Origin of the sequence: Pseudoalteromonas sp. APC 3893 (genome assembly GCF_030408095.1) — a bacterium.
Lineage (GTDB): Bacteria > Pseudomonadota > Gammaproteobacteria > Enterobacterales > Alteromonadaceae > Pseudoalteromonas.
The window spans coordinates 53,726-80,170 of record NZ_JASDCD010000019.1 but is presented as its reverse complement, the minus strand read 5'-3'; the positions used below and the strand labels follow the sequence as shown (position 1 = coordinate 80,170).

Annotated in this window: 16 protein-coding genes and 2 pseudogenes; 5 read left to right on the top strand and 13 right to left on the bottom strand. The window is 41.2% G+C overall.

Annotated features, from left to right (window positions below):
* The 4 genes and pseudogenes from QMA12_RS17600 to QMA12_RS17585 all read left to right on the top strand — a co-directional run.
* Nucleotides 1-546, top strand: a pseudogene (locus QMA12_RS17600) (IS21 family transposase); the annotation flags it as partial.
* A gap of 11 nt (nt 547-557) precedes the next feature.
* A complete protein-coding gene (gene istB / locus QMA12_RS17595; RefSeq protein WP_290210805.1) occupies nt 558-1,313 on the top strand; it encodes an IS21-like element helper ATPase IstB in 756 nt (251 codons plus the stop codon).
* A gap of 49 nt (nt 1,314-1,362) precedes the next feature.
* A pseudogene (locus QMA12_RS17590) lies at nt 1,363-2,226 on the top strand (IS3 family transposase); the annotation flags it as partial.
* Nucleotides 2,216-2,962, top strand: a complete 747-nt coding sequence (locus tag QMA12_RS17585) for an integron integrase (protein ID WP_290210804.1) — start codon at nt 2,216-2,218, stop codon at nt 2,960-2,962. The pseudogene QMA12_RS17590 and the gene QMA12_RS17585, both read left to right, overlap by 11 nt.
* A 49-nt stretch (nt 2,963-3,011) precedes the next feature.
* Here QMA12_RS17585 and QMA12_RS17580 read toward each other — a convergent pair whose 3' ends face one another.
* From QMA12_RS17580 to QMA12_RS17555, 6 genes are all read right to left on the bottom strand, one after another.
* The gene (locus tag QMA12_RS17580) at nt 3,012-5,417 is read right to left on the bottom strand and encodes a glycoside hydrolase family 15 protein (protein WP_290210803.1); all 2,406 of its coding nucleotides are present in this window, start codon (nt 5,415-5,417) and stop codon (nt 3,012-3,014) included.
* Between the two features lie 44 nt (nt 5,418-5,461).
* Entirely contained in the window at nt 5,462-6,949 is a 1,488-nt protein-coding gene (locus QMA12_RS17575) for an MFS transporter (protein ID WP_290210806.1), read from the bottom strand.
* Entirely contained in the window at nt 6,939-8,834 is a 1,896-nt protein-coding gene (locus tag QMA12_RS17570) for an alpha-amylase family protein (protein WP_290210802.1), read from the bottom strand. The genes QMA12_RS17575 and QMA12_RS17570 overlap by 11 nt, the downstream gene beginning before the upstream one ends.
* A gap of 116 nt (nt 8,835-8,950) precedes the next feature.
* Nucleotides 8,951-10,807 (bottom strand): glycoside hydrolase family 13 protein, encoded by a 1,857-nt coding sequence (locus QMA12_RS17565; RefSeq protein WP_290210801.1) that lies wholly within the window; start codon nt 10,805-10,807, stop codon nt 8,951-8,953.
* Nucleotide 10,808: 1 nt separating this feature from the next.
* Nucleotides 10,809-12,308, bottom strand: coding sequence for a tryptophan halogenase family protein (locus tag QMA12_RS17560; protein WP_290210800.1), 1,500 nt, complete (start codon nt 12,306-12,308; stop codon nt 10,809-10,811).
* A 92-nt stretch (nt 12,309-12,400) separates the two neighbouring features.
* Nucleotides 12,401-15,205: a TonB-dependent receptor gene (locus QMA12_RS17555; RefSeq protein ID WP_290210799.1), complete on the bottom strand. Its 2,805-nt coding sequence runs from the start codon at nt 15,203-15,205 to the stop codon at nt 12,401-12,403.
* Between the two features lie 700 nt (nt 15,206-15,905).
* On the opposite strand from QMA12_RS17555, the gene QMA12_RS17550 reads away from it, so the two are divergent.
* Nucleotides 15,906-17,531, top strand: coding sequence for an alpha-glucosidase family protein (locus QMA12_RS17550; protein WP_290210798.1), 1,626 nt, complete (start codon nt 15,906-15,908; stop codon nt 17,529-17,531).
* 103 nt (nt 17,532-17,634) lie between these two features.
* Here the strand turns inward: QMA12_RS17550 and QMA12_RS17545 are convergent, their stop codons facing one another.
* The 7 genes from QMA12_RS17545 to QMA12_RS17515 form a co-directional block, all read right to left on the bottom strand.
* Entirely contained in the window at nt 17,635-18,189 is a 555-nt protein-coding gene (locus tag QMA12_RS17545; protein WP_290210797.1) for a DUF1439 domain-containing protein, read from the bottom strand.
* Between the two features lie 63 nt (nt 18,190-18,252).
* Nucleotides 18,253-20,934: a DUF349 domain-containing protein gene (locus QMA12_RS17540; RefSeq protein ID WP_290210796.1), complete on the bottom strand. Its 2,682-nt coding sequence runs from the start codon at nt 20,932-20,934 to the stop codon at nt 18,253-18,255.
* Entirely contained in the window at nt 20,924-21,205 is a 282-nt protein-coding gene (locus QMA12_RS17535) for a DUF1315 family protein (protein WP_087533641.1), read from the bottom strand. Before QMA12_RS17535 ends, QMA12_RS17540 begins: the two co-directional genes overlap by 11 nt.
* A gap of 1 nt (nt 21,206) precedes the next feature.
* The gene (locus QMA12_RS17530; RefSeq protein WP_087533642.1) at nt 21,207-21,533 is read right to left on the bottom strand and encodes a hypothetical protein; all 327 of its coding nucleotides are present in this window, start codon (nt 21,531-21,533) and stop codon (nt 21,207-21,209) included.
* Between the two features lie 149 nt (nt 21,534-21,682).
* Nucleotides 21,683-23,197 (bottom strand): alanine/glycine:cation symporter family protein, encoded by a 1,515-nt coding sequence (locus QMA12_RS17525; protein WP_087533643.1) that lies wholly within the window; start codon nt 23,195-23,197, stop codon nt 21,683-21,685.
* Between the two features lie 307 nt (nt 23,198-23,504).
* Nucleotides 23,505-24,635 carry a M14-type cytosolic carboxypeptidase gene (locus QMA12_RS17520; protein WP_087533644.1) on the bottom strand — a complete coding sequence of 377 codons (1,131 nt, stop codon included), beginning with the start codon at nt 24,633-24,635 and terminating at the stop codon, nt 23,505-23,507.
* Between the two features lie 210 nt (nt 24,636-24,845).
* Complete coding sequence (locus QMA12_RS17515; protein WP_290210795.1) at nt 24,846-26,288, bottom strand: glyceraldehyde-3-phosphate dehydrogenase; 1,443 nt, start codon at nt 26,286-26,288, stop codon at nt 24,846-24,848.
* Nucleotides 26,289-26,445 lie beyond the last annotated feature (157 nt).

The following is a 26,445-nucleotide window of genomic DNA, read 5'->3' as shown; positions in this document are numbered from 1 at the left end:
ACGGTGCGAGTACACATTGATTATCATGTAGAAATAGAAAAACATTATTATAGTGTGCCGTATCAGTGGGTTAAGAAGCAATTACGCGCACACATAACCAATCAGCTAGTACAGCTTTATCATGGCGATACCTTAATCGCACAACATCCTCGCTCACAACGTTTAGGCGGACATACAACACACTCTCCCCATATGCCTCTGGCGCATCAAAAACAGCATGAGCAGTCACCAATAAACTTACGTTCATGGGCATTAAGTATCGGGGAATATACCCACCAAGTTGTTGAGTTACAGCTCAGTGGACGGCGTCACCCCGAGCACGCTTATCGTGTCTGTTTAGGGCTGTTAAGTTTAGCTAAAACGTATTCAAAAGAACGGCTTGAGCAAGCATGCTATCGCGCAATTGTGATGAATACGACCACACTCAAATCAATAAAGCAGATGCTGAAAAAAGGGTTAGATCAACAACCGTTACCCACACATCAAACAGAGCCTGACAAGCCAATTACACATAGCAACATACGTGGCACAGATTATTACCATTAAGGAATGAAAACATGATAGATACCATTAACCAGCAACTTCAACTACTCAAGTTATCGGGTATAAAACACGCATTAAAGCAGCAGCTTGAGCAGCCAAATCTATATCAAGAGCAAAGCTTTATAGAGCGCATAAGTTTACTGCTCACCCATGAAATTGACACGCGTGAGCAAAGGAAAATCGACCGACTCGTGCGACATGCAAAATTCCGCTTACCAGCTCAGTTAAACCAACTGATTTACTCACCGGCACGTAATATAGAAAAAGCACAGATACGTAATCTAAGCCAAAATAGCTGGCTGAACTTACACCAAAATATCTTAATCACAGGTGCAACAGGGTGTGGAAAAACCTACCTCGCATGCGCCTTAGGGCATGAACACTGTTTGCAAGGAAAAAGTGTTTACTATATTCGATTGAAAGAACTACTTGAAAGCCTGTTTCTAGCGCAAGCAGATGGTAGTTACCGAAAATTACTGGCGAAGCTAATAAAGTATGATCTACTGATTTTAGACGATTGGGGGCTTGAACCACTGAGTGCGCAGCAACGAGGTGACTTACTCGAATTAATCGATGCGCGGTACGGATATAAATCACACATAATTATAAGCCAGCTACCACAAGAGAACTGGCATGAGATGATCGGAGAATCAACTCATGCTGACGCCATTTTAGATAGGCTAATTCATGGTTCGATTAAGTTGAATTTAAAAGGAGAATCGATACGAAAACAGTTAAATAAATTGACTGATGATGATCAGTTAAGCTAATTTAAAAACGGCTCTACAAAATGATAAATCAAGTGATCAAAGCTGATGAGAATCGGTGATCAAAGTCATGAGAATGCGCAAAGCGAACGCAGATTACACTATCACTGAATTGTGTCGTATTTTAGAAGTCAGTATGAGTAGCTATTACTATGAGCCTGTCAAACCTGATGAACAAGAGCAGGTGCTTTTAGATTTAATTGAATCGATAGCAGAGGACTCCGGTAATACGTATGGCAGGCGTAGAATACACGCAGAACTGAATGCACGAGAGCACACAATAGGGGTATATAAAACGGCCGCACTGATGAACAAGCTGAATATACACGCCATTGCGCCGAAGAAAAAACATTATTACCCCAATTCAGGTGATGAGCACCACTATGCACAAAACCTTTTAAAACGACAATTCAACCCCGATACACATAACACACATTGGGTCGGTGACATTACCTACATTAGGAACCAGCAAGGGTGGAGTTACTTGGCCTGCGTGTTAGATTTATCAACGAAGGAAATTGTAGGTTATGCTTTATCAAAAAGCCCTAATGCTGAATTAGCCAAAGCCGCATTAAATAATGCAATTAAGCGCCAACATCCGGTTTTTAATCAACTGATGTTTCATTCAGATCAGGGCTGTCAGTATTCAGCGGCCACGTTTAGAGAGCGGTTATCACAACTGACTATAACGCAAAGTATGAGTCGCCGAGGTAATTGTTGGGATAATGCCGTTATGGAGCGTTTTTTTAGAAGCTTAAAAACAGAGCGCCTGAATCGTCTTTCATTTATAAATCATGATTCAGTGATAAGTGAAGTAGATAGTTATATTAAGTTTTACAATTACAAACGCAGGCATTCAGCGCTTGATTATATGACACCACATCAGAAATATAATGAATTAAAAAATGCCGCTTAGGATCTCTCCAAAATTAGTTGACCATTACATATCTTATTCATTCACAAAGCGGGAGAAAGCATTGCCAACGGTGTTAACTCACGAAGAAGCATTAACTATAATTAACAAATTATCTGGCAAATACCGTTTAATCGCGTCAATACTTTATGGCTGCGGGCTAAGAATAAACGAAGCGTTAAAACTACGCGTAAAAGACCTAAACCTTGAAAATAACACATTATTTATTTTTCGCGGTAAAGGTAAAAAAGACCGCTATACTCTATTACCTAAATCATTAAATAATGATTTAAATAATGATTTAAATAATCAAATTGAGTACGTTAAAAATACACACAGCAATGATTTAGCACAAGGCTACGGTTTAACATCATTACCTCCTGCACTATTAAGAAAATATGGTAATGCCGCTAAAGATTTTTCATGGCAGTATCTATTTCCCTCATCTACTCGATGCGTGCACCCTTACGACGGTTATATTTGCCGTCACCACCTTCATGAAACTTCTTTTAGGAAGCAGCTTAGAAAAGCGGTACTAGCAGCGAAACTAACTAAAAGTGTTAAAGCGCATACATTTAGACATACATTTGCAACACAATTATTGGTCAGTGGCTGCGATATTCGCACAGTACAAGAATTATTAGGCCATACAGATTTAAAAACAACAGAGCTTTATACCCATGTAATTGGCAGTCGGTTTAGCAATACAATGAGCCCGATTGATAAAGCCTTAACGTAAAAAACCACGGCTGTTAACCGTGGTTTTTAGTATTACTGATCAAACAAACTTACTTTAGTGCTTTTTCAACTACTGGGTAGTGATCCCATACGTGTTTGTCGCTTAAAGAGCGAACCAGTTTAACGTATTCTGCGTGTGTCCACGCAAGTGGTGTGGCAGAGTTAGTGCCCTCGCCAAGTTGGTAGCCTGCTTTGTTGTTGCCTACGCCATCCCATACTTGCTCAGGTAGCATCATGCCTTCGTTGGCAAACTGCTCTAACCCTTTCACATAAGTGTTTTTAATCGCTTGTTGCTTGTCTGCGTTTAACGATTGCGTGGCATTTGCTGCGGCAATTTCGTAATGGCCGCGCTCACCAGTAAAAAACGGCCAAACACGACCGCGTTGACCTGGAGTATTCTGCCCACCTTCGGCGTAGTTTGTGCCAGTTATTTCATCTTCGCCGTAACCGTCGTTACCATAACGGCGGTAGCCTGGGAATGAGCCACTGCCATCGCTAAACTGGTAGCTATACTTAACTTGTAAGTTATCGACTAAGGTTTCATCGTCATACTCAGGTAGGGTTTTTACAATACTTGGGGCAAGTGCATCGCGCACGCCGTAGCGTACTAGCTCTAAAAAACCACCGTCTAAAACTTGTTTTTTGTTAAAACCTTCACGACCATTATTAGCATTAATTTTAGTGTTTGAATTAGCGTCTTTATCTTGGCCAATACGAATAAAATACTCACCGTCTGAATTGCTTGATTCTAAATTACCTTTGGTGGTGAACATCATGCTTTCTATGTCGCTATTGTATTTTTTAGCAGTTTCAAGGTAACGCTCTGCGTTTTGCTCATCACCTGCAAGTTTAGCTATATCAGCGGCGGTAATTAAACCTGCTACAACAGCAGCGGTTGTTGAAGGTGAATAACCTTCTTGCTCTTCCCAGCGCTCTTGTTGTGTGGCTGGCGGCGTGATTTGCATGTCGTTCCACAAGATTTTAGCGCGGCCACCGTCAACTAAAAAGTCAGCAGCGGGTTTTAACATTCGGCCGTACCAATCAGTTAGCTCTGCATCTGTTAACACATTGGCTTGGTGCAGTTTCCATGCAAGCATAATAGGCATGGCTGTTTGGTCAAGCTGTACCCCCACCCATTCAAGTTCACCGTCAACATGTGTTTTTTGTAAAAACCAGCCTGTGTCGCCATTGTTGCCCGGGGTATTGGCGTTTACTTGTACTTTTTCAAGGTATTCGAATGCCGTTTTAGCTGTGGCGGTATCGCCCATTGCCATAAAGGCCATGGCTACTTGATAAAAGTCACGCACCCATACCGCTTTATAACCGGTTGACCCCGTTTTGGCTGAGACCGTTTCGCCCCACGGATTTGATAAAGACGCAATTAAGGCACCTGCATGGGTTTTGTCCTCTTGCGCTTTTAAAACCAGTGCACTGGTGTAAAGGAGCTTACCGTTATCAGCCGTTTGCGCTTTCATGCTGTTAAGCGGCGCAAGGCTTTGTAGGTAATCTTGCCAGCCTAATGCCTCGCCTTTGCCGTTGTAGTTATCAAGTACGTTTTGATAGCCACGAGCTAAACTTGCTTGACCTTCTTTAAAGCTTGTTTGCTCGTTGTTACCAAAACTTAGGGTTAAATCAAATTGGCTGTTTTTGCCAATCTCGCCCAGTTCTGCAAGCAAGCTTACGTTACCTGACTGCTCACCGGTGTTGGTATAAACATTATTTAGTTGCTGTGAAGTTTTAAGATCACTTAGGCCATCGCTCTTACCTGTAAAACCAACACTGGTTTGTTTAAATGGTTTTGCGCCTTGCAGTGATAAATAATTATCGCCTTGCCAAGCAACCAAACCTTGCTCAGTGGTTTTGGCAAAGTCATCAAGCCCATTGTTATCAATATATGGGTTAACACTTACAAACGCTTTTACGCCATCGAGCTCGGTATTAAAAATGCTGCGTACAAACAATGTTTGCCCGTCTGGGTCGGTAAATATGTGTTTTTCTAGGCTAAAGCGGCCTTGCTTGTCACTGCTTGTTACTTTGTAAGCCAGTGACAACGGGCGACCTTGCGCATCTTTGTATAAATAGTCAATAGTTACATCAAGGTCGTCGCCTTCTGTGACGGTAAAGTCTTTACCGATAACCACAAACTGCATGTCTTTAATTTGTGCTTGGTGAATAAGCCCAAACATGGTTTCGGTGATCATGCCTTTCGCAATTGAAAACCATACTTTGGATACTGTGCCTGTTGCAGCCTTATCGCTATATGCACCGTTTTGGTATTGCTCAAATGATGTGCCAATTCCAGTTTTACCTGAGTATGCCCAAAATGGCTCTGCGCCAGGCGCACCCGGTGCTGATAATTGCGACGTGACCTGTGTATCTGTTTTTGCTTGTTCTGCGGTGCAAGCTGTTAAACCGAGCATAAGTAAACTTGTGGTGATGATGTTGTATTTTTTCATTTTTTACCCTTAATTCTTTCTCTTAGTAATTGTGCGTGCAAACGTTACTGTGTGTGCTTAACACGCAGTACAGCAACAGCCGCCAATACAAATGACACAGCGCCTAGCACTAATGCATAAATAGGTTGATTCTCAAAAAAGTGACGTAAAATGAGGCCAAGTACGCTAGCTGCCAGTAATTGTGGGATCACAATAAAGAAGTTAAAAATCCCCATGTATACGCCCATTTTATGGCTCGGTACTGAGGTACTTAACATGGCATACGGCAGTGATAAAATAGACGCCCACGCAAAACCAATGCCTACCATTGGCCAAATAAGTAACGTTGGATCTTTAATGACAATAAAGCTAACTAGCCCTAGCGCACCTAATATTAAGTTGATGGCATGCGCGAGCTTTAAACCCACACGCTTTACGATGACCGGGATACATAACGCGGCAATTGCGGCAAAACCGTTGTAAGCTGCAAACAAAATACCGACCCAATCAGCGCCGTTATTGTACGCCGCAGAGCTGGTATCACTGCTACCGTAATGAAAACTGGTCACCGCTGACGTGGTGTAAATCCACATTGCAAACAGTGCAAACCAACTAAAAAACTGCACCCAGGCGAGTTGCCTCATCACCTCTGGCATAGTGAATACATCGTTTACTACTTGGTAAAAACCGCCTTTTGTTGCTTGCCTTGCTTTAAGTGCACCTGCAATAAATTGGATAACGCCAAAGCTCACTAAGCCACCAGCAAGTAGGTAAAGCTCCTTTTCAAGATTTAGCCCTGTTACAAGCCCAAGCACAGCTAAACCAAGTACAGTAAAAATAATACCGCCTTTCGTAAAGTTAACTGTATTGGTTATATTTTGTGGTTCATCAGCGCTGTCTTGTTCGTTAAATTTAGCCAGTTGCTCAGGTGAATATTCTTTGGTGGTTAGAATCGTCCAACCAACCGCAATTAATAAAATGACTCCGCCAAAGTAAAATGAATACTTCACAGAATCTGGAATTTGCCCCAGTGGTGCGGTATTGGCAATATCAAACCAGTTGGTCATCATCCACGGTAATGCTGACGCCACAACCGCACCTACACCAATAAAAAAGCTTTGCATGGCATAGCCCGTTGCTCGCTGTTTTTTTGGCAGGTTATCGCCTACTAAAGCACGAAATGGTTCCATGGTAACGTTGATAGAAGCATCCATGATCCACAGCATACCTGCCGCTATCCATAATGTAGGAGAGTTGGGCATAATAAACAGTGATAAGGTCGTTAAAATAGCGCCGTATAAAAAGAACGGACGACGACGCCCTAGTTTGCCCCAAGTTTTATCGCTCCAATACCCTATGATCGGCTGCACAATCAAGCCTGTTAACGGCGCTGCCACCCATAAAATAGGAATGTCATCAACGTTTGCACCCAATGTTTGAAATATTCGGCTCACGTTACCGTTTTGCAGCGCAAAGCCAAATTGAATACCTAAAAAGCCAAAGCACATATTCCATATTTGCCAAAAGCTTAAATCGGGTTTGTTATCTCTCATCATGTGCTCCAGTGGTTAATACTGCACTGCTAAGCGCATTTAAAGTTAAACTGATTTGTGCCTGTTGTTCGGTGATATTCATCACTGCGGTTTGGTTTGCTTCAAGTAAATCCAATAACTTAAACTCGCCACGCTCATCATTAACTAAGGTAGTCATTGGTATTTCAATGGTGACTGTGGTTTGTACGCTCGAAAAATTACTCACAACCCACAGTTGTTGCTTGCCAATACTGCGGCTAAACGCGGCAACCTGCTCATTGCCTATTACCGTAAGTGGCTGCATGTCACCGGCTACAATTGCTGGGTGCTTACTCAGTGCCATTACTGATTTATAATATTCACGTAATTGGCTTTGCTCAGTAGTTAACGCACCACCGTCAAATTTGCCATCATTCATCCATGCTTGATGCGCTGGCACGCCAATATAATCAAAAATACTGGTACGGGTTGGTTTACCAAAGCCTGCATCTTCAGAGCCGTCTTCACCTACATCTTGACCAAAATATAACAGTGTCGGAGCACGGCTAATAAAGTTTGATACCACCAGCGCTGGTTTGCCTTTGTCAGCACTGCCGGCAAAGTCAGGGCTTGCGATACGTTGCTCGTCATGATTTTCTAAAAAGTGCAGCATGTGTTGTTCGATGTCTGCAACAGTTTGCTGTGGTGCAAAAATGCTGTTTGCAGCTTGCTTGCCTTGCATAACACCTTTAAGCGTGTCGTAAAAGCCTACTTTGTCGTAGAGGTAATCCATCTTCCCTTGATGAATATAAGGGCGGTATAAAGTTGGGTTGTATACTTCGGCTAACAAAAATGCATCTGGGTTGTGCATTTTAATCGACGAGTTTAAGAAGCTCCAAAACTCCACTGGTACCATTTCAGCCATATCATAGCGAAAGCCATCTACGCCTTTATCGAGCCAGTACAGCGCAATATCTCTAAATTTGTACCAGCTGTTAGGTAAGTCTTTGTCTTGCCAAAACTCAAAGTGGGCACGTAAATCTTTATTGGCATAATCGCTTGGTAAAGTAGGAAAGTCATAACTGCCGTCAGGTTTTACCCCATAGTTAACTTTAACTGTTTCGTACCAGTCGTTTATATCTGGTTTAGCAGCACGCGCGCCGTTACCTGTCCACTTTGCGGGTGTTTCATCAAATAGGTTATCGGCTAATGGATGCGCGTTACCACCAAGTACTTGGTAGCCTTCGCTGGTTGGCACTTGAAACGACTGCCCGGTTACATAATAAAAGTTATTATCGCGAGCATACTCTACGCTGGTGTCATCTTGTTCACCAAAGTCTTTTACGCCAGCAGGTTTTGCGGTTGACTTATAATGACGTGCAACATGATTTGGCACGATATCAATAACCACTTTCATACCGTGTTGATGGGTACGCTCTATCAGTGCTGAAAATTCTTCTAATCGACGTTCTGGGTTAATCGCTAAGTCTGGATTTACGTCGTAATAATCTTTTATCGCATAGGGTGAGCCTGCACGCCCTTTTACAACATCTGGATCATCTTGGCTAATTCCATATTGGCTATAATCGCCAACCAATGCGTGGTGTAAAACGCCGGTGTACCAAATGTGAGTTGTGCCAAGCTCTTTAATACCCGCTAAAGCAGCATCATTAAAGTCACTAAATGTGCCCACACCGTTTTGCTCTTTTGTACCCCATGGCACATTGGCCGTTTGCGTATTACCAAACAGGCGGGTAAACACTTGGTATACCACTGGCTTTGAATGTTCACTAAAGTGCTGCTTTGCAACTTGTTGCTCATTTGCTTTAGGCTCAGGTTTCTCAGAGCAAGCAGTTAAAAGTACACTGCTAGCTAAAAGCAACGAGCCGTACTTAATTGAGCGAATTGTGGTTTTGTTTGTTGTCATAATCTTCTTACTTATCCAGACGGTTTAACAAGATGTAATTAAACCGTCATTTTTATTATAGCTATGATACTAATGTGAACTGCCGCTGACTGACAGTATTTGCATACGTATTCACGCTATTCAATCACCAATACCACGGCGCTCATTGCAGGTAAGGTGAGCGGTTTGGTTAGTTTCACTTTTTGCTTGTTGAATAAGGCTGTCGCACTTTTATGGTTGCCTATAACTTCACGCATGTAATCTAACGACCAGGTTTTAGCTGTGGTATTTTTATTTAAAAACACCAACACAGTTTGTTGTTCACTAATACGGGCGTAGCTATACACCCCCTCTTTTGGGCTAAAGTGTGTCAGCTTTCCTTTTGCAATCGCGGGGCTGTTTTTTCTAAAGTTAAGCAGTGTTGCTATGGTTTGCTGCATATCAACTTGATCGCTGTTTAAGCCTTGGCCTGTAAACGCGTTTGTTTTTTGTCCTGCAAAGCCACCGGGGAAATCAATACGTATATCACCATGATCGTTACTGCCCGTGTTATCTAATAGTACCTCGGTACCATAATACATTTGCGCAATCCCCCGCGTGGTAAGCAGCATGGTCATCGCCATTTTGGTTTTTGCTAGGTCTTGTTTAAGCTCAGTATAAACGCGGCTCATATCGTGGTTATCTGCAAACACGAGTAAGTTATCTGGGTTTGGGTATAAAAAATCATTCGCCAGAGATTCATACACTTTGACCCAACCGGTATTCCAGCTTTCATCTTCATTAAGTGCTTGAATAAGTGACTCTTGTAAAGAGAAATCCATTACACTTGGCAAGCTTGACGTATAGCCATCGCTATTTATTTTTCCAGCTTGCCAGTATGAAGCAATCGCAGGGTTTGAAGTCCACTCTTCGCCCACAATATTAAATGCAGGGTACTCAGTCATAATCGCTTTGGTCCAATCGGCTAAAAATGCCTTATCTGAATATGAGTAAGTATCAACGCGAATACCGCTTAAATCGGCGTATTCTATCCACCAAATCGCATTTTGGATAAGATAAGTAGCTAATAAAGGCTGGCGCTGATTGAGATCTGGCATGGTTGAGACAAACCAGCCATCATTAAACTGGCGTTTATCAAATTCACTAGCATGCGGGTCTTGAATTGTTTGCCGCGCGTGGCTTGTGGCATTTTTACCGTTAGCAAAATCACCGTTAAAGTTAATCCAGTCAGCGGTGGGTTTATCTTTCATCCACACATGCTCTGAGCCAAAATGATTCAGTACTAAGTCCATCACCAAGCCGATGCCGTGTTGCTTCGCAATAGAGGATAATTCACGGTAAAGTTCATTCGAGCCCATACGTGGGTCTATGTTGTAAAAGTCAGTAATAGCATAGCCATGATACGAATAACTTGGCATGTTGTTTTCAAGTGGTGGAGTCAGCCATAACTGCGTGACGCCTAATTCATCTAAGTAGGGTAATGCATTGATAATACCTTGAATATCGCCACCATGACGCCCGCCTCGCTCACTTGGGTTAACGTCTTCTTTCATCCCAGTAACTGTGTCGTTGCTGCTATCGCCATTGGCAAATCTGTCTGGGTTAATTAAATAAATAGTATCGCCACTATCAAAGCCTTGGCGCTTAGCGCTTTGCTTATCGCGTGCAAGTAATGGGTATTCAAACTGCTCACCCATTTGGTTTTTAAAGAGTAACGTGCCCGGCTTGGCACTTGGGCTAATATCAAGGTTTATAAATGCGTAATTAGCGTTATCGGTTTTGGTAATATTTTTAAGCTTTACGCCTGAGTATGGCACGAGTTGCCATTGCTGTTTTGCAACCTCAATTTCATGCAGCATAATTTGCAATGAGCTGTTTTGCATGCCTACCCACCAATTTTGTGGTGATATTGTCATTGCATTAGCTGTTAACGCTGTGGCTAAACAAGTCGTCAATAACGAGCCAGCTAAAAGTGTGTGAATGAGTTTTTTCATTTTAATTGCTTTTCATCCTGTGCAGAAATTCATTGTGGGTCGGCAATTGGTTTACTGTGCCGTCAATTAACGTTTTTAAATTTGTAAATAGCTCGGCTAATTGTTCGTCGTTGAGGGCATTGGCTAAAGGGTGAAAATCTTCGGCTTCAAGCCCTTGTCCTATCATGACTTGTTGCCACGCAACTTCGGCAAACAGCTCGTCGTCTTGGCGTACAATTTTGCCTGTTGCTTTAAATAAATCGATTTTCTTTTGCAGAGTGTCTGGAATACTCATTTGCTTACATTGGCGCCAAAATGCACTGTCGCTACGTTCGGTTAATTTGTAATGCAAAATGATAAAATCTCGTATGCGCTCAATTTCAGTTTGGCTTTGTTGATTGAAGGTATCAATCAAGGTTTCATCAATTCCGTTATGCGGGAAAAGTTTAATTAACCGAATAGCTGCCGTTTGGATTAAATGAATACTGGTTGATTCTAATGGTTCTAAAAAGCCACTTGATAAACCCACAGAGACCACATTTTTATGCCACTGTTTGCGACGGCGTCCCGTTTTAAAACGAATAACTCTCGGCTCAGTGATAGGCTCGCCGGGTAGATTATCTAATAGCTGTTGTCTAGCTTGTTCATCCGTCATATGGCGGCTTGAAAACACCAAGCCATTACCAACACGATACTGAAGTGGTATTTGCCACTGCCAACCTGCATCATGCGCAATAGAGCGAGTATAAGGCACGGGATCATTCGCACTTTGAGTCTGCACAGCAATAGCGCTATCGCAGGGTAACCAATGCGACCAATCTTCAAAGCCAGTATTGAGGGTTTGCTCAATCAACAAGGCACGTAACCCAGTACAATCAATAAATAAGTCACCGGATATTGACTGCCCATCATCAAGCGCTAAGGCGCGAACAAAACCGCTTTCTTCACATTGTTTTACGTTGGCTATTTTACCTTCAATGCGTTTAACGCCGCGCGAAATTGTAAGCTCTTTTAAAAATTCGCCATATAGGGTGGCATCAAAATGGTAGGCGTAATTTAAGCCTGTGAGTTGCGTGTTTGGAATATGCGTTAAGTGAGCAAACTTATGCTGTTTGGCAGCTTGGTAATTGAGGGAAAAGTCCCAAAAATCTGACGCTGTACCTTGCTGCTTTGCTCTTAACCAAAAATGGTAAAATTCACAAAACGGAAAGTCTTTGCCAATATCGCCAAAGGCGTGCATGTATTTATGATTTTGTTTTTGCCAATTTTCGAACTCAATCCCCAATTTAATCGTCGCTTGGGTGGCTTTTATAAACTCGTTCTCTGGTATACCCAGTGCCGCATTAAGATGAAGGATCGGTGGAATACTCGCCTCGCCTACGCCTACAGTGCCTATTTGTTCTGACTCAACAAGGGTAATGTTAACAACCTTGCCGAGCACTTTATTAAGTAGCGCCGCGGTTATCCATCCAGCCGTGCCACCGCCCGCTATTACCACGTTTTTTATTTTTTTATTCTGCATAGCACCTGCTCCACTTGCGTTTACATAAGTGTAGTCGATATAAAAAAGCCCTTGTAAAACAATTCACAAGGGCTTTTCAACGCTAAAGATTATTATAGCTTGTAACTAAAGCCTAACAAGAACGTACGACCGTAGTCTTGGTAATCACGTACTTGCAGTGCATTGTCACCTTGTAAAGAAACAAATGGTTCTTCAGTAATATTCTGCACTTGGAACGTCACACTTAAACCGTCAAGGCTTTCTACAGCGCCTTCACTAAAGTCATAACCAATTTGCGCATCCCAAATCGTTTCGCCTTTAATATCAACTTGTGTTGTTTCAAAACCTGGGCCGTAAATATCACCCTTAAAATCACTGCGTTTACGCATGCTGGTACGTGCTTGGAAACCGCTACGCTCAAAGTACACTGTTAAGCTATCAATTTGGTCTGATAAACCTGGTAGCTCAAATTCGTTACCTTTCTGATCTTTTAAGTCTTGCTCTACACCTGTGTGGCTAGCAATTAAACCAAAGCCATCAAGTGAGTCGCTAAACATGGTGAACGGTAAGGTTAATGAAAGCTCGTAACCCCACAAGTCACCACCACCACCATTCACTTTACCTGAACCAGTGGCAATTGGGTTTTCAGGGACTTCACCCGTAGATGGATTTGGCACTCCAGTTAAATCAGTTTCATAAGTACCGTCAAAAATCCATTTTGAAATATCTTTATAAAATAATGCTGCAGCGAAATAGCCTTCTTCATGAAAATAATTTTCATAGGTTAAATCTAGGCCTGTCGCTTCTTTTGGCTCTAAGTTTGGGTTACCGCCAGATATCGCCCAGTTATTACCATTCTCGTCTACCTGCTGTTTATATTCAGCAGTGACAGATGCATTCATCTCATCTAAGCGCGCACGAGAGATAGTTTTAGCTGCGCCAAAACGCACTGTTTGTTCTTCATCAATAGCAAATGATAAGTTAATACTAGGTAAAAAGTGATTATAGTCATGACTAATATCTGTTGGAGACACTATTACTTCACCATTCACGGTGTCTGCTGCATTACCTTGAGATGATTGCTTAGTCTCAACATAACGCACACCGATATTACCCGTTACAAGCGTTGAGCCAAACTCGGTATTGATATCAGCTTGAGCAAATAGCGCTATTACTTCTTCTTTTACTGTCCAAGAACGAGCTAGATGCTTTGAATCATTTAAGCTTTCTTGAAATAAACTGTAATAACCATCATTTACAAGCGCGTTAGTATCATAAGCAATCATGTCGCCCATACCGATAAAATCAAGGCTTGCTGAGCCCAAACGATACTGTTCAGGTACTGACACCATGCCAGGGTTTGATAATGAAAAGTCTTTTAGTGTCATAAAGTAACCTTCAGACAGTTTTGACTTTTCGCGATCTCGGTATGACATACCAAATGAAACACGGCTAATATAAGCGTTATCAAGTACTTTACTAGCTGCTAGCTTTAATGTGCTTAATTCATCATTGATCTCTGGCGCATTAATAAAGCCATCTTGTGCCTGGTTTTTATAACCAGAAATATCTTCACCATCTGCATCAACTAAACCATATTTTAGATTCAGAGGTTTGCTGGCTCCCCAAGATAATGGACCACCTAATTGAATCAAGTCAAAGTCACTGTAATCGAGCTCATGTGAAAACTGCGCGCCAGTATTACCATCATCAAAGGTATAGCCAATATTATCAGCTACGCCTCGATTATCGCCACGACCAGTACCAGAATAGCTTTCGATACTCCAAATTCTGCGCTCTACTTCAGAGCGGCTTACATCAAACTCTACAGACCAATCATCGTTAATGTCATATTTAGTATTAAAACCAAATTGCGTTAAATCTGCATCTCGCTCTTCATAGTCATTACGCACTACAACACGTTGACCTTGCGTTACAGCACTGGTGATAAAACCACTTTCAGGATCAACTACCACAGAGCTTGGATCTAATGCTCCTTGACCCCAGGCAAAGGGCACTTCAATACCACGAAGAATTTTTTCATCTGAAAAATCCACATATAAGGCATCAAATGTCATGTTTAAGCGATCTGTTGGTGCTGCTTCAATTACTAACATGGCTGAATCACGTTCAAGGGTTGATGAACGTACAAATGGCTTAGCACCGCCTAAGATAGAGTATGTCTCACCACTATCTTCTGTAAACTCAGGGTAGCCCCATGAGTTCCAACGTTTTTCTTGGTTAGGTGAACTCATTTTATTATACGCAAATGCCACACCGATGGTGTCGTCTGCAAATTGGTCAATATACGAAACTGTACCGCGGAAACCTTGATCATCGCCATCAGGGTTTAGCTTATCAAAACCTGTTTGCTCTAATTGACCATTAAACATGATCACACGCTCACCTTTACTTAACGGTTTTACGGTTTGCATGTCGATAACACCCGCAATACCCTCAGCATCTAGGCTAGCGCTTGGTGTTTTATATACGGTAACACCGTTCATTATTTCTGATGGGTAAAGGTCAAACTCAACACCACGGTTATCACCAATTGATACTTGCTCACGACCATTAAAAGTTGTTGCACTTTCGTTTTCGCTAAAACCACGAACACTTACGCGGCTTGCGCGGCCATCAAGGCGTTGTGCTGTTAGCCCTGGTAAGCGTGCAATTGATTCAGCAATTGAAGAGTCTGGTAATTTACCTATATCTTCTGCAGAGATAGACTCAACCACTTCTGATGAAAAACGCTTTGTATTGATTGACTCTACTACGCTGCCACGAAAACCTTTAACTTCGATGACTTCAACGTCACTCTTTGCTGTTGCTTGCTCTTGTTGTGCGTATGAAGCGAAACTGCTAATACCTGCTGTTGCAAGTGCAATTGTTAATATACTTGGTTTGAACATAGACATGATGTTTTCCCGTTACCCATATTTTGTATTACTACCGTGATAACTAGCTTGTGATAGAAGCGATGTTATTCGTTAGCTGATTTTGTTGTCAGGATGGATATTAACGCTGGCTTTATTTTATTAACAACTTTATGCATACGTATTCAGGCTAATGCAAAAACAATCTATTTAACAAAGTTTTCACAAACAAAATGGCAACACCTTGTTTTTATAAGGATAAACAACAACAGTTATAGTGCAACTGATCAGTAAATTAATTTCACCAATCAGACCCCATGCATTTTCACTCTTTCAATCTGTAAGCATTTAATTTCAAACAAGCTTGCTAATATAGCGCACTAAAAATTGTAACTTTTTACAATAGGGAATTGGTAAGACCATTACAGGCGCGCACCAATAACTCGCAAACCCTTTTAAAGTCGCACCAAAATGAACAGAATAAAATGTTAATTTTTATCAAACTCTAATTGGTAAGGTTTTATGATGAGAGGATATTGTGTTGTTAAAGCGTATTTTGCTGTGCTGTATCTACCGCTTTCAAAATCTATTTATCATGCATACGTATGCAGGCTTTTTACAGTCCTCGGGCCTTCACGTATGCTTTTTAAAAAATAACGTGGCGAAGTAGTAGCCACATATAAGATTGACGTAATCACTACGACTAATGTGGTGAAGCAGCATTGTCACGATGGAGAAAAGCATGGCTCAGCAGCAATGGTATAAAGGTGCGGTTATTTATCAAGTTTACCCGCGCAGTTTTCAAGATACCAATGGCGATGGAATTGGTGATTTAAAAGGGATCATCTCTCGAATTGACTATATAAAAAGTCTCGGTGTTGATGCTATTTGGATCTCACCATTTTTTAAGTCCCCAATGAAAGACTTTGGCTATGATATTAGTGATTATCGTGACATTGACCCATTATTTGGTGATTTAAATGACTTTGATGAGTTAATTGCTCAAGCTCATCAACGTGATATTAAAATTATTATTGACCAAGTATTGAGCCACACATCAGACCAACATCAATGGTTTTTAGATAGCCGTGAAGACAAAACTAACGACAGATCTGACTGGTACGTATGGGCAGACTCAAAACCAGACGGTACACAACCAAATAATTGGTTAAGTATTTTTGGCGGCCCAGCTTGGCAGTGGGAGCCGCGTCGTGGTCAGTATTACTTACATAACTTTTTAACTGAACAACCTGATCTAAACTTTCATAACCCAGATGTTCGTAAAGCGGTTTTGGATAACGTAGAGTTTTGGCTTAAAAAAGGGGTAGACGGCTTTAGGTTAGATGCAATTAACTTTTGCTATCACGATTCACAACTACGCGACAACCCTGCTAAGCCACCTGAAAAACGCCAAGGCCGCGGCTTTAGTGAAGATAACCCGTATGCGTTTCAATATCATCACTACAATAACACGCAGCCTGAAAACATCAGCTTTATGCAGGATATTCGTGACTTACTTAATAAATATCCGGGCACGGTGTCGTTAGGTGAAATATCATCAGAAGACTCTCTCGCTACAATGGCGGAGTACACTTCAGGTGGTGATAAGCTACACATGGGTTACAGCTTTGAGCTGCTTACAAATGACTACAGCAGTGAATATATTCGCACAACAGTTGAAACATTAGAGAATAGAATGACTGAAGGCTGGCCATGCTGGGCGTTTAGCAATCACGACGTCGAACGTGTTGCGAGCCGCTGGAGCAGTGATAGCAGTATTAATCCAGCGCAATGTAAGATGCTCAGTGCCCTATTAGCTTCACTACGCGGCAGTGTTTGTATGTATCAAGGTGAAGAACTAGGACTTGGTGAAGCAAACGTTGCATTTGAGGACTTACAAGACCCATACGGCATTACCTTCTGGCCAAACTTTAAAGGCCGTGATGGCTGTCGTACTCCGATACCTTGGCATAATGATAACTGCGAACAAGCTGGGTTTTCTCAAGCGAAACCTTGGTTGCCTGTTGATGCGAATCATAAGAAGCAAGCAGTCGATGAACAAGATGCTAATTCCGACTCTATTTTAAATGCTTTTCGTGAATTTATGGCGTGGCGAAAAAACCAAACTGTATTAGTTGAAGGTGACATTGAGTTTATCGATACAGCTGAGCCATTACTTGCCTTCTATCGTCGCTTTGAAGGTCAGACAATGCTATGTGTATTCAACTTAGCTGGCAGTAATGCATCTCTTACAATGAGAAATACAATAGTTAACACTCATGAGGAGCTCGCTCATCACACTGGCACTGTAACAGACAACACGTTAACCCTGCCCGGTTTTGGTTGTTTTTACGCAGATGTGAATTAGTTTAGCCCTTAGCAAAATCCCCCCTGGAATCAAAAAGCCCTGAACATCAGGGCTTTTTTGTAACTATGTGTTATTAGGGGGCTGTCGACCTAACTTGCGCCTATTATATACTCGGCACGAGTTTTATCGCACCTTGCTCAACTTTCATATCTAATGGCAGTTTACTTAATAATGCCACTTTGGGGTCATTCATATTAAGCGTATAAACAGGGTTGACTGCTAAAAAGCCATTAATAACTTTCATTGCTTCATCATCGAGTACACCTAAATTTCCTTTAAAGCCACCTGCGTCGATTGATGAATCCAGTAACTTTACATTACGTAAAAATACGGCCTTTTTCTCGCTGTCATAAAATGGCGCACCTTCTATCTGTAGCTTCAGACGCACAGGGTATTTAATAGCGAAGGCATTAATAATTGCACTTGAATCAGCACCCAGCACCACTACATCACGGTTGTCAGGGCTTACATTTACACTAAGGTCGTTGACATCAAATTGTACCGGCAACCCCATCAACTTAACTTGTTCACTGAGCTTTGGTAATTGCTGGTTAAGAACAGACTCTATTTCACTGTTTGTAAATGAATAAACAGACACACCATTGGTGGTATTGCATGCTGACAAAAATAAGCAGCTAATTAATAAAATATACTTCATGAAACTTCCTTTAAAAATAAAGCCACAAAATGCGACTTTATTATTGTTTAGTGTATTTATTTACTAAACACTAAAAACAGTTTTTAACCGCGTTAGTGTCTCAGCATCAACTGAACCTTCACTGAGCGCTAACAATTGTTTTAAATAAAAGTGTAAATCAGCCTGCTCACCGCGGTGTTTATCATCCAACATGGCAACTTGCTCAGCCATACGCTCACTACCTGCTGGGCTTGCTACATTGGCTAAAATTTCCATGCGGATAAGTAACTGTGCAACCGAAAGTGCTGTACTTGCATTGCCTTGCCATTGCGCCGGGATTGGCTGTTGGTTTTCAAGAGCACTAAACAAGGCAGCAAAATCAGCTTTTGCTGCTTGCTCTGTCAACTGGGCTAACTTAGCATCAATATTGCTAAGCAATGTGCTCACTCTATTTGCCAGTTCTTTTGCATTAGGCAATGCAGTGACTTTTGTTTTTAAATCAAGCAACTGCGCTTTTTGATTGACCGCTCCAAGGGCATCTTCAAGTTCAGTTAATTGCTGAGCAATTATTGCATTGTCGGCATCTTGTTGTTCTTTATGTTGAGCGAACTCTTCACTGCGCTTAGCGAAGGTTAGGTCGTTAAGTTGACGAAACTTTTGCCACAGCGCATTTTCAGCTTTAACACCCGCAAACCCCACTTTTTGCCACTGTTGCTGTAGCTCTTTAAGCTGCTGACACGCGCTGGCTAAATCGTCTGATTGGCTGAGTTGCTGTGCTTGCTCTACTAAGGCATTTTTAGCTGCGCTATTTGCTTTATGAAACGCATTAAGTGCATTAAATACAGCTTGTTGATGCGGTTTATACTGCTGTTGTAATGCGCGATACACCTTAGGCTCAACATTACCAGCGTTGCGCCATGCCTTGTTTATGCGGTTGTACTGGCTTTCATAGTCTTTCCACTCAAACCCATCAATGCTGGTATCTGTTTGTGCAAGTGCCTGCATTTGCACAATGACTGCTTCACGCTGTTGCTTAATTTGCTCACGTTGTTGCTCTAATTGCGCAAAATGCTCACGACATGGTGCAAACAATAGTTCAATTTTTTCATCAAACTCTTTACCTTGAAGCTGCTCTTGCTCTGTGTCTAAACGGCCAAGCTCATTCCAACGACGACGTAAGGTTTTCACTTCGTTAGCACGTGCTTTTGCATCTGTACATGGTTGCTCGAGCTGTGCTGTAATCTCTGCTAGTAACTCTTCACGTTTAGGTGCAGATGCGTATTTTTGCCAATCGCGCGCATCGGCAAGCTGTTGCTCAAGTTCATCTTTAAGTTTATCTAATTGCTGAGCAAACGCAGGAGTAAGTGTGTCATACAGCTCAATAAAGCCTTTAAATACACCAAAAGCAACATTAAAGCGCCCTTGTTCAATTAAGCGTTTAACATCACGGCCTTTACGGCTCGCCTGTTGCTGGCTTTTTGTCAGTTGCGTGCTCAACGGCGCAACGGCTTCTTGCCAGGCTTGCTTCTTCGCCTTTAATTGCGCTTTAAAAGGGCCTTGTAATGACGCTGGTAATTGCTTTAAAGGCGTATTTGCCGCTTTAAAAGCGTTATCAAAATCACTATTTAGTTGGTCAAATGTACTCTTATCAACCTCAGTAGGAATCGCATTTAGCGCATCAAAGGCAAGCTTAAAATCACTAATTGCTTGAGTTAATTGTGGTAATTGCGCAACTTGCTTAAACAACTGAGTCAGTTTACCTACTATTTGTGTTTTTTGCTCGCTATTACCTAGTTCACTTTGCGCAATAGCAACTTGAGCTTGTTCGACTTTTGCATCTAACCAGTCTTGTTGGATTTGCTCTGGAGTTTCTAAACCAAGCTGTAATGCATTCTCAATTTCTTCACTTAAAGCTTCGAGGTTAGCCAGTGCTAACACTTCATGTTGCTGTTGTATTAATAGAGCTTTTTGCTGCTCATACTGCGTATTAAGCTGCGCTAAATGCGCATCTAATTTTGCTGTGATTGATTGGTACTTTTCATCTAAAACAGCTACTTGTTCTGCATTTAGCCACTTTAGTTCTATTGCTTGCCACTGGGCGACTAACAGTTGGTTTTGCTGATTTACCTGTTCATAATCTTGTTTGTCACGTAATGCATTGAGCTTGGCTAAAATAACACGTGTTTCATTGTGTACTTGCACAGGCATTTCTACAGCTAAACGTTCATTGTCTAAATGCGTTTGTAGGATGGTTTTAACTTCACCTTGCGCGTGTTTGACTAGGTTTTTTGCTAACTGTTGATTTATCACTAATTCAACTAGCTGCTGCTGTAATTCACTAGCGCCTTCTTTAAAGGCTTTTTCAGTTAACTTAGGGTTCGATAGACGCTTTAGTAACTTAACCCTTACTTGTAACTCTTTTTCAGCAAAAGCGAGCTTTTCTAGGGTTTTAACCGGCGCAAAACGTTCGATGTATTCATTTTTTATATCACTAGTAAGTGATTGCTCGTTATTTAAAACCGCATTAGAGATATGCTGTTCAGCTAAATCTTTTAAGCTTTGGTCTTGCTTATATGCTTTCCACCAAAGTACTAAATTATCTACTTTATTAAGTGCTTTCTTACGTATTTCGGCTGAATTATCATCCAGTGCCAGTGAACTTAAAATGGTTGCGTCACGCTCAACATCTAATTTTTCAATCGCCTCTAAACGAACTTGTTGTTTTGGGTGCTTCCATTTTGGGGTAAAAAGGTGTTTAAAGATCATGTTCACTAAACCTTGCTATTTCGTTATCTGCGGTGAATTCTTTTTGTAGTTGTGCTTTGGTTTTTTGTACCATTTCGCCATTTGAGCCAATGGTGAATTGCTCGTTCGACTGGGCTACTTTAGCTTGATAAAGCATAACCAGCTGTACAGTTTGCTCTTTTTGCTCGTCACTTAATACTGTGCCATCAGGCCATTTCCCTGTTGCAGCGCCGTACTGCAAACGTTCAAATAATTCAGGGGTAATGCTATTTACAAGATTGTCGATGTTCATGTCATTTTTTCTTCTTGAGTGTTACTAAAATAACGCGGTTAATTAAATACCAAATACAACCAATGCCAATCGCAGCGGTACATGCGTACCAATTGGCGCTTTTTGGCTCTGGCTGTAAGAAATATAAGCAGAAGAAACCACCTAAGAATATAAATAATGCGAAAAAGGAGTGGTTCATAAACATTTGCTGTTTTTGAATGCGTTTTTCACGCGCTAATTGCTGGCGTTGCTCGTCGTTAAGCTCTGCCACATTATTTTCACAGTGAGGGCACTGCTTATGTTTATCTGATATCGACTTATTACAATTAGGACAACTAACAATCGCCATACATCTCTCCATACTTCGCATAAAAAAAGCGCCTTGCGGCGCTCTTTATTGTACGTGTTTTATTAGTCGATGTCTTTTTTGAATTTCACTCAATTGTGAAGATTCGAAAAAAATGCAAGCCGCACAGTGATATCAACAAATTAAATACATTAGTCTGCTAGATTGCTTTTTTCTTTTCTCTTTTGTTCTAAGCGTTTTTCCCAGAAAGTCGCATTTTTAATGCCTAATTTAATGGGGTCAAATATAATTTCACCACCGGCTTTCTTTTGTTCTTCGTAATCGCGTAAACAGTTCAGAGCAGGCTTAGCAACAAAGAAAATAGCCAATATCCCGACAATATTGATCCAAGCCATCAAACCCACACCGATATCACCAATGCTCCAGATATAACCAGAATTATTAACCATACCGTATGCCACCATAAACATAATAACCAACTTAACGATTAAAAGTGGGATGCTGCCTTTAAAATAGCGATTTAAGTAAGCCACATTGGTTTCTGCTATGTAGTAATACGCAAGTATTGTTGTAAATGCGAAGAAGAACAAAGCAACACCAACAAAGGCCTCACCAAAACCACCAAATACACTAAATAAAGCCATTTGAGTGAATGCAGCTGAGCCAACTTCAGTTGCAGCATCAACATTTTGTACAATAAATTGCCCTGCAGGTAGTTCACCAACAACATTATATTGTTGAGTAATTAATATCATTAATGCAGTCGCTGTACATACAAATATAGTATCTACATACACAGAAAAAGCTTGTACTAAGCCTTGCTGTGCTGGGTGTTCAACTTCTGCAGCAGCCGCTGCATGCGGGCCTGTACCTTGACCTGCTTCGTTAGAGTAAATACCACGTTTTACACCCCAACCTATCGCAGCACCAAAACCAGCTTGTGCAGTGAATGCATCCGAAATAATTAATGAGAAGATACCCGGTACTTTATCCACGTTTAAAAATACAACGATCAACGCTAATACAATGTAACCAAGCGCCATAAATGGCACAACTATTTGGGTAAAGTTTGCAATACGCTTAATGCCACCAAAAATAATAAAGGCTAACACAATTAAAATAATGGCTAATGCTACAAGCTTAAATGTACCAACTTCACCAAAACTCGTTGTTACCATTTCACCATTACCAAACACTTGGGTAAACGCGTTACCAACGGCATTGGCTTGAACACCAGGTAAAAATACTCCACAGGCAATGATTGCAGAAACAGCAAATAGAATACCTAACCACTTTTGCTCTAGACAACGATCAAAATAATAAGCTGGGCCACCACGATATTGGCCGTCTTCTTCTGTTTTATAAATTTGCCCTAATGTAGACTCTGCATAAGCAGTACTCGCACCTAAAAATGCAACAATCCACATCCAAAAAATGGCACCTGGACCACCAAAGCCAATAGCAGCAGCCACACCGGCAATGTTACCTACACCTACACGGCCAGATAACGATACAGCTAGCGCTTGAAAAGATGAAATACCCGTAGTGGAACGGTTAGAAGTGAGTAACAGTTTACACATTTCTTTAAAGTGTCTAACTTGCGCAAAGCGAGTTAAAATTGAATAAAATAGACCTGCGCCTAGGCATAAGTATATGAGTGCGCTACTCCAAACCACGTCATTAACGGCACTTACAAAAGCTTCCATGGATATCCTCTATAATTATATTTTTTATTTTTAGTTACGATACTCTGCTTCAGTTACTCAGAATGCGCGACGAATATAAAACTAATTTTCATTGTTTTTGCATATTAACTTAAACCAACCAGTTTAGTTAACACTTAATTTTCATAATTACTAATTTATTCAACTATCCGCACAGACTCTATAAAATATTATTAAACTTTTTTGTTTTACATTTGAACAACTAAAGAGTTTCCTACTGAATTTATAATAAAGTTATCGCTCATATTGTAATGGGCATCAGCCTTAGCCAATACCCATAACTTAGGTCTTATCTAAGCTTATCAACCACATTAACAATTGCTGCTAACGTATCTTGACCAAACTGATAAGAGCGGCGATCAGACCAGCCATAATCTGGATCCGGTAAGCCATCATTATCTTTAAATGGCATTTCAACGGTGTAAGCAAGTGCATTAAACTCCTGTGCAACCGCAGAAGAGCCAACCGTTAAGTTAGCTTGACCAGGTTCGTCTTTATCATAGCCATGAACATCCTGAAATTCAGGTGTTACGATATGCATTGCTGCTTTAAAGCTATCTTCTAAACCTTTTAAGCGTTCGTCATAACATGGGATACCTTCGCTACCAGCAAAGAAGTTATACGGGATAGCTTCATCACCGTGGATATCTAAATGCATGTCTAAACCTGTTTCACGCATTTTATTAAGCACTAAGTACACTTCAGGGCTATTTTCCATACTTGGTGTCTGCCATTCACGATTTAAGTTAACCCCTTTAGCATTAGTACGTAAGTGTCCACGAGCACTGCCATCTGGGTTCATGTTTGGCACTATATAGAAGACTGCTTTTGAAAGTAACGCCGCTGCGTGTGGGTCTTCGTCATCGAGTAGCTTATGTAATACGCCTTCAACAAACCATTCAGCCATGGTTTCGCCAGGGTGTTGACGTGCGGTGATCCAAATTGTTTTTTTGTTCTCATCGCTATCACCACCAATGCGTAATACACTCATATCACGGCCGTCGAGTGTTTCACCTAAAGTTTCTAGCTGGCATGCTTCTTGGCTTTGTGCCCACGTAATTAAGTCAAGGTGGCGCTCGTAACTGTAAGGTGCAAAGTAAGCAAAATATACCGTGCCGCATTCAGGCTCAATCTCAAAGCTTAATGTGCCCTCTTCGTAGTTTGACGGCACACGAAACCATGTTTGACGGTCATAAGATGCAACGGCATGGTACCCTACCCAGCCATCTGGGTAAGCTGAGTTTTCAAGATTATTAATGTGTAGTTTATGATTTTGAAAAGGGGTGGTCTCGAGACGGAAATGAAACCATTGGAAAAAATCAGACTCGTGATCTTTGTTGATCTCAAGCTGTATGTTTAATGGATCAGTGGCTTCAATAACATTGATGTTACCACTGTCAAAATTACTGGTGATTTTCATCTAAAATAAACCTTTAGGTTAAAAATAACTCCTAACAGTCAGTCGCTTGTCAGTTAGAAATTAAGCAACACCCCATTGCAAGGGATGCTTTGTTAGTAAAATGTAGCAAACTAGAAACAGCCTACCACACGCTTAGAGATTTGGAAAAAGTTCACGATTAAAAAAGCCAGCATTCGCTGGCTTTTTGTAAATATTTATAGCTATTACAGATTAACGTGGCAAGCTTGGGAATGAAACCTCAGCCATATCACGCATACAACGCACAACCTGACAGCTATAGCCAAATTCATTATCGTACCAAACATAAAGTACAACACGGTTGCCATCAACAATTGTCGCTTGTGAATCAACAACACCGGCGTAACGGCTACCGACTAAGTCAGTTGATACGATTTCTGTAGAGGCGGTGTAATCAATTTGGTCGCGTAAATCAGAATGCAGGGCAGCATCACGTAAGAAAGAGTTTAACTCTTCTACTGAGGTGTCTTTTGCTAAGTTCAGATTCAAAATGGCTAAAGATACATTTGGCGTCGGAACACGGATAGCATTACCTGTCAGCTTACCTTCAAGTTCTGGTAGCGCTTTTGATACTGCTTTCGCAGCGCCGGTTTCGGTGATTACCATGTTAAGTGCAGCGGCACGGCCACGACGCTCAGCTTTATGATAGTTATCAATCAAATTTTGGTCATTGGTATAAGAATGCACCGTTTCAACATGACCGTTGTTAATACCAAACTTATCGTTTAATGCTTTAAGTGTTGGTGTAATTGCGTTTGTCGTACAGCTTGCCGCACACACAATCTTATCTTCAGGTAAAATATCTTGGTTATTTACACCATAAACGATATTTTTGATATTACCTTTTGCAGGGGCTGTTAATAATACTTTTGCAGCACCTTTTGACTCTAGGTGTTGACCAAGGCCTGCTTCATCTTTCCAGATACCCGTGTTATCAACAACTAATGCATTTTCAATACCGTAAGCTGTGTAATCCACTTCACTTGGCGAGTTAGCATAGATAACTTGGATATAGCTACCATTTGCTTTAATTGCATTACGCTCTTTATCAATGGTGATAGAGCCATTGAATGGTCCATGAATTGAATCACGACGTAAAAGGCTTGCACGTTTTTCAAGGTCACCCTCTTTACCACCACGCACAACAATTGCACGTAAGCGTAAGTCAGCATACGGGCCTGATTTTTCGATTAGCAAACGCGCTAATAAACGGCCAATACGGCCAAAACCATATAGTACGACATCACGAGGCTCTTTTGCTTTTGAGTTAATGATTTCAGCTAATTCATCATTTAGATAATCTTCAATTGAACGACCTTTAGCAGCATCGTTAAATAAATAACCATAAGCAAGTTTACCAATATCAATACGTGCTGAGTTTAAATCCATTTTGCTGATGGCTTCTAAAAACGGGAAGCTTTCGCGTAAACGTAATTTAGTACCTTCAAACTGCGCCACTGTTTTATGAGATTTAATGATATCAATGGTGCTCGCATTAACAAGCGGACGACCATACACTGCAATTTCAACACCGCGACTACGGTAAAGTTTACCAATAATCGGTTGCATGCTTTCTGCGTAATCTTGGCGCTCTTGCCAGCTATTTGTATATTCTAACTCGTGAGATGAGGTCATGTTTTTTACCTAATTAAACAATTTTTGAACGGATAACCATAATGCGAATTAAGCATGTGAGAGCAATTCGCCACTATGGGCATGGCTATTCTAATTTAAACTCACTTTATTCTCCACTGTTACAGAGCAATTCATTGCGTTAGAATAAATAAGAAAT